The sequence below is a fragment of the Kribbella sp. NPDC049174 genome (assembly GCF_043197365.1).
Taxonomy (GTDB): domain Bacteria; phylum Actinomycetota; class Actinomycetes; order Propionibacteriales; family Kribbellaceae; genus Kribbella.
In genome coordinates this window covers 190042-203293 of the sequence record NZ_JBICSZ010000011.1, presented here as the reverse complement: position 1 = coordinate 203293, position 13252 = coordinate 190042, and the positions used below count along the sequence as shown (strand labels likewise).

Here is a 13252-nt window from a genome sequence, read left to right as displayed (position 1 = left end):
TCACACGATCCGCATCGTCCCTTCGCAGGTTAGTGCGAACCGGCGACTACGGACAGTGTCAGCTGAGGTGGGCGAGGAGCAGGGGGTTGATGACCTCGGGGTGGGAGTAGGTGACGAGGTGGGCGGCGTCTTCGATGATCTCGAGGTGGGCGCCGGGGATGGCGGAGGCGAGGGGGATGACGGTTTCGGGTGGGACGGAGGTGTCCTGTTCGGTGGTGATGAGGAGGACAGGGGCGGTGATGTCGCCGAGTTTGTCGCGCAGGTCCGTCGTACCGAGGGCCTCGCAGCAGGCGGCGTAGCCCTCGTCGGGGGTGTCGAGGAGTTGCTGACGGAGCGGGTCGACGTCGGGGAAGTCGGGAAGGAACCAGCGGCCGAGGGTCGCGTCGGTGATGGCTTGGGTGCCTTCGGCGCGGACGGTGGCGGCTCGGTCGGTCCACGTCTGGGCGCTGTCGGCCGGGCTGACCGGCGGGCAGAGCAGTGCGAAGCGGTGGAAGCGGTCCGGTGCGTTCTCGGCCAGCCAGATGCCGACCGCGCCGCCGAGCGAGATCCCGACGTACGACGCCTGGTCGACGCCGAGGGTGTCGAGGAGTTCGAGTACGTCGCCGCCGAGGTCGTCGATCGTGTACGGCCCGGGCGGTGCCTCGGACTCGCCGTGCCCGCGGTGGTCGAAGGCAATCACCCGGAACCGCTCCGCCAGGACACCGACCTGCGGTGCCCACATCTCGTGCGTCGTCCCGAGTGAGGACCCGAGCAGAACCACGGGCGCGTCGGCGGGACCGGTCTCCGCATAGTTGAGTCGCATAGGCCCACCCTACGGACGCTGCTACTCTCCGCGGCATGACCAAGGGTGTTCCGGGCCTGGAATCTGTGCGTGAACTGGCGACGGTGGTGCGCGGCGGGTTCGTCGAGAGTCGTCACTTCGGGATCGCGGTCGCGGTCGATCCGGCCGGTACGCCGGTCGTCGCGGTCGGGGACGTGGACGCGGTGGTGTTGCCGCGGTCCACGACGAAACCGCTGCAGGCGGTCGGGTGCATCGTGGCCGGCGCGGTGCTGTCGGGTGAGGAGGCCGCGATCACGGCGGGCAGCCACACCGGCGAGGACCGGCATGTCGCCGTGGTGGACCGGATGCTCGCGAGCGCGGGCCTCGATCGCGGCACGCTGGCGTGCCCGCCGGATCTGCCCGAGGACGAGGAGACCCGGAACCGGTTGATCGCCGCCGGCATCGAGCCGTCCCGGGTGCTGATGAACTGCTCCGGCAAGCACGCCGCGATGCTCGCGGCGACAGTTGCTGCGGGCAATGACACGTCCGCGTACCTGGATCCGGCAAGCCCGGTGCAGAAAACGATCACGGCCGAGATCGAACGGTTGACCGGGGCAACGACCGGGATCGTCACCGTGGACGGCTGCGGCGCTCCCCTGGTCGGCGTGCCGCTGCGTGCGCTGGCGGTCAGCTTCGGCTGGCTGGCCACGGCTGCCGCCGGTACGCCGGAACACCAAGTGGCGGAGGCGATGCGGCAACACCCCGAGTACGTCGGCGGACGCGGCCATCCGAACAGTCTGGTGATGCAGGCGCTCCCTGGTGTCATCGCCAAGGGCGGCGCGGAAGGCGTGATCGCGATGGCCGCGCCGGATGGTCACGCAGTGGCGGTCAAGGTGATCGACGGCAGCCCGCGGGCTACGACAGCGCTCGGCCTCACGCTGCTGAGCATGTGCGGAGTGGACGTCACCGCCGCCGCGGAAATGCTCGAGGTGCCCGTGCTCGGCGGCGGCGAACCCGTCGGCGCGATCGAACTCCAACTCCAGCCGGCCCGCCGGGGACGCACGGTCTAGCGGTAGAGCGCCAGGGCACCCGTGAGGGAGTCGACGGCCGACCGGGGACCGTACAGGCCGAGGCCCAGGTACTCGACGTCTTCGGCCTTGGTACCGCTCAGCGTCGCGGACATCTGCTCGTAGGTCCGGGCCCGCTGGGCGATCTGGTGCATGTCGTGCACGGTGACGCCGTCGCGGGCCGCCGCCTGCGCGCGGAGGTCGTGCAGTTGTTCGGCCGATGCCCGCAGTACCGGAATCGGGTGCGCGCACATCCCGGTGTGTGGGTTGCCGGAGGCGTCCTCGGTGTCAGGGCCGACCACGTCTTGGTGGTGGTCGCCGAGGGCGACGCCGAGCAGGGCGGCAGTGTTCAGAGCGACGCCGACCGGCGCCTCGGCCGCGATCACCACGACCATCTTGTTCGTCAGCACGGCGCCAAAGTTAGCTCCTTGCACGGGATGATGTCGGATCCTCCGAACTTCGTTCGGCGAAGCTGGCAAACTTTCTCCCATGGACGAACTTGATACGGCGCTGCTGCGGATACTGCAGAACGACGCGCGCCGCACCAACCGGGACATGGCCGCCGAGCTCGGCATCGCGCCGTCCACCTGCCTGGAGCGGATCCGCGGCCTGCGCGACCGCGGGGTGATCAGCGGTTACCACGCTGAGGTCGACCTGAGGGCGATCGACCGGTCCACCCAGGCGATCATCTCGATCAAGCTCCGCCCCCAGGCGATGGCGGTGGCGACCGCGTTCCAGGACTACGTCAACCAGTTGCCGGAGACGCTGGCGATGTTCATGGTGTCGGGTGCGTCCGACTTCCTCGCCCATGTCGCGGTCAAGGACACCCAGGCGTTGCGCGACCTGGTCCTCGCACTGGCCAAACGGCAGGAGATCGCCGACATTCGCAGCTCGGTCGTCTTCGAGCATCACCGCCGGACGACGATCATGCCGCTACCCCAACGCTGACAGCTTGTCCGGATTCGCCTGGATCCGGACCGCGGCGATCTGGTCGCCGTCGAACTCCAGGTGCAGGACGTGGCGGAACGTCGGCACCCGCACGTCCAAGGCCGGCCCGGTCACCAGGTCGAGCGGTACGACGCTCACCTCGTCGCGCGCGTAGATCCGGCTGAAGAACTTGGCCACCTGCTCCCGTCCGGTCACCGGCTTTACGGGCGATCCGGGGCTTGCCGCCGCCGTCGCTCCACTCGGTCACGGACTCCTTGAGCATCGACTCGAGCCGGGCCAGATCACCATCGCGCGCTGCCGAGACGAAGTCGAGCAGCAAGCGCTGCTGCTCGACCGGCGACGGCTCGAACCGTGGTCCCTCGCGATCGAGCGCCTTGCTCGCCCGCGTGTGCAACTGCCGGCAGTCCTCCGGGGAGCGGCCGAGGATCTCCGCGATCTCGTCGTACGGGAGGACGAACGCGGTCCGCAGTACGTAGACGGCACGCTGCGGCGGGGTGAGCCGCTCCATCAGATGCAGTACGGCGAGGGACAGGTCGGAGGTATCGACCGGGGCGAACGGGTCCGCCGGCACCGGCTCGGGCAGCCACTCTCCCAGGTAGCTCTCGCGCCGCGCCTGACGAGTCCGCAGTACGTCGATCGCGAGCCGCGTCACCACCCGGGTCAGGTAGCGACGCGGCTCGAGCACCTCCGCGCGGTCCACACCGGACCACCGGACGTACGCCTCCTGCAGCACGTCCTCGGTGTCGTGCCAGCTCCCGAGCAGCCGGTACGCGAGGCTCGCGAGCATGCCGCGCGCCGACTGGAACTCGGGCAGGGCGCTGGTCAAGCGGCGAGCACCGGCTGCTTCCTGCTCGTGATCGTCAGACGGTTCCACAGGTTGATGGTCCCAATCGCGAGGAGCACGTTCGCAGCCCCCTCCTCCCCGAACTGCTCGACCACGGCGTCCCACACCTCGTCCGGGATGCCGGTCCGTCCGAGCAGGGTGACCGCATCGGTCAGGGCCAGCGCCGCCCGCTCGCGCTCGTCGTAGAAGGAAGACTCACTCCAGGCCGCCAGCCCGAACAGGCGTTGGGTGCTCTCGCCGGCCTTGATGGCGTCCGAGGTGTGCATGTCCACGCAATACGCGCACTCGTTGACCATCGAGGCCCGCACCTTGATCAGGTACAGCACCGTGTGGTCCAGGGCGCCCTGCACATACTTCTCCAGGCCGAACACGGCGCGGAAGCCGGCCGGCGCGACCTTGCTGATATCGATCCGCTGTTCCATACCGACACGACGGACGCGGCTGGGCCTGGCGTGACACCTGCGGCTGTGACGCCGGTCACGCGCCTTTCTTGAGCACCTGCTGGGCCTTGGAGACCGCGGCTTCGGTGGCGCCCTCGAGCTCGCCTTCCTGGCCGGCCAGCAGCGTGACGGAGACGACGACGTCCTCGACACCCGTGGTGGCGGCGGTGAACTCCAGACCGCGGCGCGAGCCGGAGGTCGCGGTGAGGCGGAACGCGAACGGGTCCGTGCCGAACTGCGGGGCGGAGATCTCCTCGACCTCCATCGTCGAGCTGCCCTCGCCGATCTTCATCGTCACCTTCGGGCAGGAGGTGACCGCCTTCTTGTACGCGTGCTGCAGGTAGGCGACCTCGCCCTTGTTGCCCATCGCATCGATACCGAAGTCGAGGAAGGTCCCCTCCTGGCCGGCCGAGAACGAGCGGTGCGTGGTGGCCTTCGCTCCCGGCGCCTCGGTGGCGTTCAGGAACCGGACCAGCGTCTTGCACTTGCTGCTCGCCGACGAGAACGGCTTCTCGGCGTCACCGGCCGGGTCGTCCTTCTCCAGCTGGTAGCCGGCGGGCAGGTCGGCGATCTCGAGCAGTGCCTTGGCGAGCTCGGCCGAGGTGCGCTTGACCGTGGCGGCCGGCGTCCCGGTTACGTCGGGTGTCTCCGGCGTGACGGTCGGTGTCGGTGTGCTCGCGGCCTGATTGGACTGAGCAGCGTCCTTGTCGTCGCCACCGCAGGCGGTGAGCGACAAGCTGAGGGCGGTGACGAGGGCGAGCGGGAACGACACAAACCTGGTCATGGGGCCTCCCGGTCTGGACTGAGGAGCGCAGGGAGCGAAGCGACTGGAGTGACGAGGGAAGGCCGGGAGCCAAGACCCCATGACCCGCCGCGCCGGAGGCGTGGCATCAGTACAGTCATGGGACTCCAGAACCTTGGGGGCCGGGCGGACCCACCGGTGGTCGAGCAGGCAGCAGCGTACCTGACCTGTCAGGTCTCTTCGTGGCAGGCCGGCCGGCCCCGGCGCGTCAGAAGCGATGCGAGCGCAGGTGGATGTTCTGGAGTAGACCGATGGCGAGCAGGCCGGCGAACATCGACGAGCCGCCGTAGGAGACGAACGGCAGCGGCAGCCCGGTCACCGGCATGATCCCCAGCGTCATCCCGATGTTCTCGAACGCCTGGAACGCGAACCAGCACACGATTCCGGTCGCCACCAGCCGACCGAACGCGTCCCGGGCGTTGATCGCGATCCGCAGGCCCCGCAGCAGGATCAGCGCGAACAGCACGATGATCGCGCCGGCCCCGATCAGCCCGAGCTCCTCCCCCGCGACGGTGAAGACGAAGTCGGTGTGCTGCTCGGGCACGAACGCGTTCTGCGTCTGACCGCCGTGGAACAGTCCTTGGCCGAAGACACCGCCGTTGCCGATCGCGATCCGGGCCTGGTTCACGTTGTACCCGATGCCTTGCGGATCCTGGGACGGATCCGCGAACGCGACGAACCGGGCCAGTTGGTACTCCTTCAGCACCTGCAACTTGATCGCCAGCGCCGCGACCACCACACCAGCGGTCACCAGTCCGAGCATCCAGCGCTTCGGTACACCGGAGACCGCGATGATCCCGAACACGATCGAGCCGAGCACCATCACCGTGCCCAGGTCGGGTTGCAGCATCACCAGCACCACCGGTACGGCGGCGACCGAGATCGCCTGCGCGACGTCGACGGTCCGGGCGGTGTCGTGGTGGTCGGTCTCGCCCTTCTCGGCGATCAGCAGCGCCATCCCGACGATCACCGCCAGCTTGGCGAACTCACTGGGCTGGATCGACATCCAGGGCAGCTGGATCCACGATCGCGAACCGTTGATCACGGCACCGACCCCGGGCACCAGGACCAGGATCAGCCCGACGACCGAGGCGGCGTACAGGACCGGGGCGAGGATGCGGACCCGGCGGTGGTCGGTGACGGCGGCGCCGATCGCGAGCACCAGGCCGATGGCGAAGTTGAGCGCGTGCCGGAACAGGAAGGCGTACTGGTTCCCGTCGGTCAGAGAGGTCCGGTTGTGGGTCGCCGACCAGATCAGCATCGCGCCGATCGACGACAGCGCGACCACACCGAGCACCAGGACCCAGTCCACGTGCCACACCGTCGACCGCCGGTCCATCCGCGGCCTGGTCCGGATCGGGGTCAGCAGCGCCATGATCGCGCCCTCGCTGCGCCGCCATCGGCGGATGCCGTGATCATCATGGCGTCGGCTTCTTCGGCTGCTCGGCCGGCGGCGTCGGCTTGATGTTGTAGAGCGTCTCGTAGATCTTGCGGACCGCCTCACCACCGGCGCCCGAGCCGGTACCGGCCTGGCTGATCATCATCACCACGGCATAGCGATCCGTGTACGACGCCATCCACGAGGTGGTCTGCTTGCCGTAGACCTCCGCGGTACCGGTCTTGGCCCGGATCTGCACCTGGTCGACCGGGAAACCGTTGAACTTCCAGGCCGCCGTACCGGTCGTCACCGTCTCCTTCAGGGCCCGGTCGATGTAGCGCAGCGTGGCCGACGACACCGGCAGCTTCGCGTTCACCTTCGGCTTGATCTCGTGTGGCTTGCCGTTCGCGCCGACCCACGACTGCACGACCCGCGGGGCGAACAGCGTGCCGCCGTTCGACAGGGCGGAATAGACCGTTGCCAACTGCAACGGGGTGAGGGTGGTGTCGCCCTGGCCGATGGCGAAGTTCACCGCGTCGCCGGCGCGGTACTTGTAGCCATCGACGCAGAACTCGCGGGAGAACTGCTTCAGGAACGCCGACGTCCCGGCCGGCGGGTTGGCCGCCAGCTTGCAGTAATAGTCCTTCTGGGAGTCGTAGTACTCCTTCTTCCACTTGCGATCCGCGATCCGGCCGCTGACCTCACCGGGAAGGTCGATCCCGGTCGGCTTGCCGAGGCCGAACTTCTGCGCCATCTCGACCAGCGGGTCGCGGGTGGTGACGTCGCTGGAGTTGCCGCCCTCCTTCAGCCAGAGCGCGTAGGCGATCCGGTAGAAGAAGGTGTCGCAGGACAGCGACAGCGCCTGGTCGAAGCCGATCATCCCGTACGACGCGGACTCGTAGTTCTTGAACCGGCGGTTGCCGACCTCGAAGAACGACGAGCAGTCCAACCGGGTCTTCGTGCTGTACCCGGCGGCCATCGCCGCCGCGGTGGTGATCGGCTTGAACGTCGACCCGGGGGCCAACTGTCCCTGCAAGGCCCGGGAGACCAGCGGGGTGCCGGACTTCGTCGAGTACAGCGCGTCCAGCTCGCGCTGGGTGATACCGCCGACCCAGACACCCGGGTCGTACGTCGGGTAGCTGGCCATCGCGACGATCCGGCCGGTCTTGGTGTCCATCACCACGGCGGCACCGGAGTCGGCGACGTACTTGCGTTTGGTGATCTTGTCGTACTGCTTCCGCGCGGTCAGGATCGCGTTCCGCAACTGCGCCTCGACCGAGGCCTGGATCCGCGCGTCGATCGAGGTCACCAGAGTGGCTCCGGGCACCGGTGCGGTCTGCTTCTCGATGCCGGTCGTGTACCCGACCGCGTCGACGATGACGTCCTTGACGCCCGGTGAACCACGCAGCAGCTTGTCGTACGTGCGCTCGACCCCGGCCCGGCCGACCAGGTCGGAACGGTGCGGCACCGAGTCCTGACCGGCCTTCTCCAGGTCGTCCAGTTCCTCGGTCGTGATCGGTGACAGGTAGCCGAGGATGTGTGCCGCATTCACCTTGTACGGCGAGGGGTACGCGCGCAGCGTCTGCGATTCGGCGGCCACACCCGGGAAGTCCTCGCGGCGCTCCATCACCTCGATCGCGATCTGCTCGCTGACATCCTTCGCCACCGGGATCGGCTGGTACGGCGTACCGTTCCAGCACGCGGGCGGTTTCGAGGCACCGGGCTCACCGCACAGCATCGTCCGCGCCTTGAGGTCCTTCGGCTTCTGACCGAGCACCTTCGCCAACCGGGCCATCACCACGTTCTGCTGGCTGTCGGGCAGCTTGGCCAGCACGGAGCGGTCGACGGTGATGACCAGCGACACCCGGTTGCCGACCAGTGTGCGGCCCTGCGAATCGACGATCGTGCCGCGGGGCGCCGGCACCAGCACCTGACGGGTGTGGTTCTGCGTCGCGGCCTGGGTGTAGTCCGCGTTCGACATCACCTGCATGTACCAGAGCCGGGCGAACAGCGTGCAGAACAAGGAGAAAACCAGCACCCCGATCACAAACAACCGCAGTCGTGCCTTGAGCGGTGCTTCGAAGCCATCGAAACTCATGGCAGCACCCGGCGCCGTTCCCGAGGCGGGACCAGTCGGCCCATGATCCACATGACCAGTGGGATCACCACGATCGCGCCGACCACGTCGTACCCGGCGGCGATACCGAGGCGGACGCCGAACTCACCCCAGTCGACCGACGGATCGTGCAGCAGCGATCCGGTAGCGCAGTAGATGAACAGAGACAGCGTGGCGCCGAGCACGACCGTCGCGGCCACGATCAGCGGCCCGACCGGACCGGTCGACGTCTCCCGCCGGATCAGACCGGCCACATACCCGGCGATGGCGAGCGCGAGCGCCCAGCGGCCGGCGGTGTGGTCCGCCGGCGGTACGACGTCGAGCAACAGACCACCGGTGAAGCCGGTGATCGCACCCCACTCCGGTCCGCGCGACAGCCCGAGCGCGATGACCACGATCAGCACCAGGTCACAGGTCACCCCGGCGACCGCGATGTTCGACAACACCGACGTCTGCACGGTGACCGCGACCATCAGGAAGAGGGCTGCCAACCCGATGCGTAAGGCGATCACGTCAGTTCCCCTTTCCTGGTGTGGCTGATGGTTTGAGTGGCGTGCGCGGTGTCCGGGCCGGCGGACCGGTCACCACGCCCACGGTGTCGATCCGGGTCGGATCGACGTACGGCTTGATGGTCGCCGTGGACCCGAGCGCTCCCTGGTTCGGCGTCACCGACGTGACCACGCCGATCGGCACCCCCGGCACGTACGGCGCGTTGCCGCTCGAACCCCAGGTGACGATCCGGTCCCCGACCTTCGGCCTGGCCTTCAGGTCGACCAGTTTGTAGTCGAGGGTGCCGCCCACCTCGCCCCGGCCGGAGACGAAGCCGAGCGCCATCGAGGCGTTCAGCCGGCCACCCACGGTCGAGTTGCGGTCACCGATCAGCAGCACGGTCGCGGTCGCCTGGGTGGTACGGACCACCCGGCCGACCAGGCCGTCCCCGTTCAGCACGGTCATGTCGACGTGGACGCCGTCCGCCGTACCGGCGTCGAGCGTGACCGTCTGGTTGAAGCTCTGGGCACTGCCGATCCCGATCACCCGGGCAGGGGTCATCGTGTACGCCGGCGCGAGTTTGAGCAGCCGATCCAGCTCGGCCGCCCGGTTGCGGGCGTAGTCGGTGGTGTTCAGATCCTGGTGGAGCTTCTCGTTCTCACTCTTCAGTTTTTCGTTCTCTGCTTTCAACCTATCCATTTCCGCGAAGCGGTCGCGGAGGTTGTCCACAGGCTGCCGGGCCGAGCTCGCGGTCGACTCGAGCGGGCCGAACACACTCGCGGCGGCCTGCCGCAGCGGGTCCACCGGTGAGCCGGCCGAGCGGCGGGCGTCGAGCACGATCAACGTGAAACAGGCCAGGATCACCAGCACGAGCACGGTCCGCCGGCGGCGGATCGTCCGGGGTGTGCCCGCCGAGCGGAGCGGCGCCTCGCCGGCCGAGCGGAAGGCGCTCCTGGCCGTCGGGGTACCGAGGTCTTTGAGCATCGGTGGAACCTCAGCGCCGGTTGTCGGTGACCAGGATGCGGTTCAGGGTCTCGATGTTGTCGACACACTTGCCGGCGCCGAGGACGACGGCGTCCAGCGGGTTGTCCGCGACGTGGATCGGGATGCCGGTCTCATGCCGCAGCCGCTCGTCCATCCCCTTCAGCAGCGCGCCGCCGCCGGTCAGCACGATGCCGCGGTCGACGATGTCGCCGGCCAGCTCGGGCGGGGTCTTGTCCAGGGTGGCCTTGACCGCGTCGACGATCGCGGTGATCGGCTCCTCGATCGCCTGCCGGATGTTCGACGACGACACCTTCACGGTGCGCGGCAGGCCGGAGACCATGTCCCGGCCGCGGATCTCGGAATCCGGCCCGTCGGTGGTCGGGAAGGCCGAGCCGATGGTCATCTTGATCTGCTCGGAGGTGGCCTCGCCGAGCATCAGCGAGTACTCCTTCTTGCAGTAGTTGACCACCGCCTTGTCGATAGCGTCGCCGGCCACCCGGATCGACTGGCTGGTGACGATGCCGCCGAACGAGATGACCGCGACCTCCGTCGTACCGCCGCCGATGTCGACCACCATGTTGCCGGTGGCGTCGCGGACCTCGAGGTTCGAGCCGAGGGCGGCGGCCATCGGCTCCTCGATGATGTAGACCTTCCGGGCGCCGGCCATGTAGCCGGCGTCGCGGACCGCGCGCTGCTCGACCGCGGTGATCCCGGACGGTACGCAGACCACGATCCGCGGCTTGGCGAAGTACCGGCGCCGGTGCACCCGCTGGATGAAATAGCGCAGCATCTGCTCGGCCGCGTCGAAGTCGGCGATGACGCCGTCCTTGAGCGGCCGGATCGCGGTGATGTTGCCGGGGGTCCGGCCGATCATCTTCTTCGCCTCGTGCCCGAAGGCGACCGCCTCGCGCGGTTCGTCGGTCCTGGTAGCGACCACCGACGGCTCGTTCAGGACCACACCGCGGCCGCGCACGTAGACCAGGGTGTTCGCCGTACCGAGGTCGACCGCCATGTCGCGGCCGAGCATGCTGTTCGCCATCGAGGCGCCTCCCGCTCGATCCGGTTCTCAGGCTAAGCGCGCGACCGTGGTCGCCGGCGCATCGACACGGGCCCGGGTCCGGATCACCAGGTCGACCGCGTACGCATCGTATCCGACCGATGACGACGCGAACGCCTCGGCCCCGAACGGTTCAACGCCTTCAGGGCAGGTCGGGGAACCAGATCTTGATCTCGCGCTCGGCCGACTCCGGCGAGTCCGAGCCGTGCACGAGGTTCTCCCGGTTCGACAGGGACAGATCGCCGCGGATGGTGCCCGGGGCGGCCTTACGGCCGTCGGTCGCGCCGTTCAGGGCCCGGACCACCTCGACCGCCTCGTCACCCTCGAGAACCAGGGCGACCAGCGGGCCGCTGGTGACGAACTCGCGCAGCGGCGGGTAGAAGTCGCGCTCGACGTGCTCGGCGTAGTGCTGGTCGGCCAGGTCGCCGTCGATCGTGCGCTGGTCCATCGCCACGATCCGGAGCCCCTTGGCCTCGAACCGGCCGAGCACCTCCCCGACCAGGCCACGGCGTACCGTGTCGGGCTTCAGCAGGACCAGGGTGCGCTGCGACATCAGTCAAACTCTCTCTCGAAGTAGGTCAGGCGCGCCGAGCCTAACCGGTGTGGGCCTGCTTCGCCGCCTCGATCCGGCGACCGAGCACGATGGCCGCCACCCAGAACGAGGCGAAGGCCAGGCCGAGCACGAACATCACCGGTACGACGAACCCGAGGCCGACCGCACCGACCTGGACCACCCAGCCGAGGGCGTAGCCGACCTGACTGCGCAGCAACCCGGTCGCCACCAGCGCCAGGACCGCCAGCCCGAGGCAGACCGACAGCGCGACCGCGGGCCGGACATCCGCGATCGAGATCATCACCGGCGTCGCCAGTGCGATCACCAGGGCCTCGAAAGCCAGCACGATCGACGCCAGCGACCTCATCGCCCCTCCCCCGGCTCACCGTCAGTCTTCTTCGGCTTGCGGACCAGGAGGGCGCGGGCCTCGCCGGCGGTGATGACCGATCCGGTGATCAATACGCCGCCGGTGCCGAGGGCGACCGCGTTCTCCTCGGCCAGCCGGATCGCGTCGTCGATGGCGTCGACCAGGTGCGGCCGGACCAGCACCCGGTCCTCGCCGAACACCTCGGCCGCGAGCTCGCCGAGTTCCTCAGCCGGCATCGACCGCTCGACGAAGCTGTTCCGGGTGCACACGACCGTCTCCATGATCGGTTCGTACGCCTCCAGGACGCCGTACACGTCCTTGTCCTTCATACAGCCCAGTACGCCGATCAGCGGCTGGAAGGTGAACGCCTCGGACACCGTGGCCGCGGTCGCCTCGGCGCCGTGCGGGTTGTGCGCGGCGTCGACGATGATCGTCGGACTGTGCCGGACCACCTCCATCCGGCCCGGGCTGGTCACCTCGGCGAAACCGGTCTGGACCAGCTCGGTGGTGACGCGACCCTCGGTCTGCTGGCTGGCGCCGAACAGCGCCTCCACGGCGGCAACAGCGACGGCCGCGTTGTGGGCCTGATACTCACCGTGCAGCGGGAGGAAGATCTCGTCGTACTCGCCGCCCAGGCCCTTGATCGAGATCAACTGGCCGCCGACCGCGAGTGAGCGACTGGTGACGCCGAACTCGATCCCCTCGCGGGCGACCTGGGAGCCGAACTCGGCGGCCTTGCGAAGCAGGACCTCGAAGACGTCCAGGCTCTGCTGCGCCATCACCGTCGTACCGCCGGGCTTGATGATGCCGGACTTGTCCTGGGCGATGGTGACCGGATCCGCGCCGAGGATGTGCGCGTGGTCGACCGCGACCGGGGTGATCACCGAGACGGTGCCGTCGGCGACGTTGGTGGAGTCCCAGGTGCCGCCGAGGCCGACCTCGATGATCGCGACGTCGACCGGTGCGTCCGCGAAGACGGCGAAGGCCATCGCGGTCATCACCTCGAAGAAGGACAGCGGGTGTTCCTGCTCGGCGTCGACCACGTCCAGGTACGGCGCGATCTCCTCGTACGCCTCGACGAAGCGCCGCTCGTCGATCGGTTCGCCGTCCAGGGTGATCCGCTCCCGGACCGACTCCAGGTGCGGGCTGGTGAACCGGCCGGTCCGCAGCCCGGCCTCGCGGACCAGGGCGTCGATCATCCGGGCCGTGGAGGTCTTGCCGTTGGTCCCGGTCAGGTGCACCACGGGATAGGCCTTCTGCGGATCGCCGAGCAGCTCGACGAGCCGCTGGACCCGGTCCAGTGTGGGTTCGATCTTGTGCTCCGGCCAGCGCTGCTGGAGCCTTGCCGATACCTCGGCGTAGGAGAGGTCGCTCATCAGAACACCGAGTCTAGTGAGCGCTGTGGATAACCGGTCGGAAGCACCCCTTGACAACCACTACGATTGTG

15 protein-coding genes are annotated in these 13252 nt (G+C 68.6%); 2 read left to right on the top strand and 13 right to left on the bottom strand.

Translation table 11 applies throughout. The features are described 5' to 3' along the window. Nucleotides 1-58: 58 nt before the first annotated feature. Complete coding sequence (gene pcaD / locus ACGFIF_RS38870) at nt 59-802, bottom strand: 3-oxoadipate enol-lactonase (protein WP_393161846.1); 744 nt, start codon at nt 800-802, stop codon at nt 59-61. 35 nt (nt 803-837) lie between these two features. On the opposite strand from pcaD, the gene ACGFIF_RS38865 reads away from it, so the two are divergent. Then, nucleotides 838-1830, top strand: coding sequence for an asparaginase (locus ACGFIF_RS38865; protein ID WP_393161844.1), 993 nt, complete (start codon nt 838-840; stop codon nt 1828-1830). Here the strand turns inward: ACGFIF_RS38865 and ACGFIF_RS38860 are convergent. Continuing rightward, nucleotides 1827-2237, bottom strand: coding sequence for a DUF2000 domain-containing protein (locus ACGFIF_RS38860; RefSeq protein ID WP_393161842.1), 411 nt, complete (start codon nt 2235-2237; stop codon nt 1827-1829). The two genes, ACGFIF_RS38865 and ACGFIF_RS38860, sit on opposite strands and share 4 nt — an antisense overlap. A gap of 79 nt (nt 2238-2316) precedes the next feature. Between ACGFIF_RS38860 and ACGFIF_RS38855 the strand changes: the two genes are divergently transcribed. Next, on the top strand, nt 2317-2775 hold the full coding sequence (locus tag ACGFIF_RS38855) for an Lrp/AsnC family transcriptional regulator (RefSeq protein WP_393161840.1): 459 nt from the start codon (nt 2317-2319) through the stop codon (nt 2773-2775). Here the strand turns inward: ACGFIF_RS38855 and ACGFIF_RS38850 are convergent. The 11 genes from ACGFIF_RS38850 to ACGFIF_RS38800 form a co-directional block, all read right to left on the bottom strand. Continuing rightward, complete coding sequence (locus ACGFIF_RS38850; protein ID WP_393161838.1) at nt 2753-3649, bottom strand: sigma-70 family RNA polymerase sigma factor; 897 nt, start codon at nt 3647-3649, stop codon at nt 2753-2755. The genes ACGFIF_RS38855 and ACGFIF_RS38850 overlap by 23 nt on opposite strands. Continuing rightward, nucleotides 3598-4041, bottom strand: coding sequence for a carboxymuconolactone decarboxylase family protein (locus ACGFIF_RS38845; protein ID WP_393161836.1), 444 nt, complete (start codon nt 4039-4041; stop codon nt 3598-3600). The genes ACGFIF_RS38850 and ACGFIF_RS38845 overlap by 52 nt, the downstream gene beginning before the upstream one ends. A gap of 55 nt (nt 4042-4096) precedes the next feature. After that, on the bottom strand, nt 4097-4843 hold the full coding sequence (locus ACGFIF_RS38840) for a hypothetical protein (protein ID WP_393161834.1): 747 nt from the start codon (nt 4841-4843) through the stop codon (nt 4097-4099). A gap of 226 nt (nt 4844-5069) precedes the next feature. After that, nucleotides 5070-6236, bottom strand: coding sequence for a rod shape-determining protein RodA (rodA, locus tag ACGFIF_RS38835; protein WP_393161832.1), 1167 nt, complete (start codon nt 6234-6236; stop codon nt 5070-5072). 43 nt (nt 6237-6279) lie between these two features. Next, nucleotides 6280-8337 carry a penicillin-binding protein 2 gene (gene mrdA, locus ACGFIF_RS38830; protein WP_393161830.1) on the bottom strand — a complete coding sequence of 686 codons (2058 nt, stop codon included), beginning with the start codon at nt 8335-8337 and terminating at the stop codon, nt 6280-6282. Then, on the bottom strand, nt 8334-8867 hold the full coding sequence (mreD, locus tag ACGFIF_RS38825) for a rod shape-determining protein MreD (protein WP_393161827.1): 534 nt from the start codon (nt 8865-8867) through the stop codon (nt 8334-8336). The genes mrdA and mreD overlap by 4 nt, the downstream gene beginning before the upstream one ends. Nucleotide 8868: 1 nt before the next feature. Next, the gene (mreC, locus tag ACGFIF_RS38820) at nt 8869-9828 is read right to left on the bottom strand and encodes a rod shape-determining protein MreC (RefSeq protein WP_393161825.1); all 960 of its coding nucleotides are present in this window, start codon (nt 9826-9828) and stop codon (nt 8869-8871) included. Between the two features lie 10 nt (nt 9829-9838). After that, a complete protein-coding gene (locus ACGFIF_RS38815) occupies nt 9839-10867 on the bottom strand; it encodes a rod shape-determining protein (RefSeq protein WP_393161823.1) in 1029 nt (342 codons plus the stop codon). 160 nt (nt 10868-11027) lie between these two features. Continuing rightward, entirely contained in the window at nt 11028-11438 is a 411-nt protein-coding gene (gene ndk, locus ACGFIF_RS38810; protein WP_393161821.1) for a nucleoside-diphosphate kinase, read from the bottom strand. Nucleotides 11439-11478: 40 nt separating this feature from the next. Continuing rightward, nucleotides 11479-11805, bottom strand: coding sequence for a DUF4233 domain-containing protein (locus ACGFIF_RS38805; RefSeq protein ID WP_393161819.1), 327 nt, complete (start codon nt 11803-11805; stop codon nt 11479-11481). Next, on the bottom strand, nt 11802-13181 hold the full coding sequence (locus tag ACGFIF_RS38800) for a bifunctional folylpolyglutamate synthase/dihydrofolate synthase (RefSeq protein WP_393161817.1): 1380 nt from the start codon (nt 13179-13181) through the stop codon (nt 11802-11804). Before ACGFIF_RS38800 ends, ACGFIF_RS38805 begins: the two co-directional genes overlap by 4 nt. Nucleotides 13182-13252 lie beyond the last annotated feature (71 nt).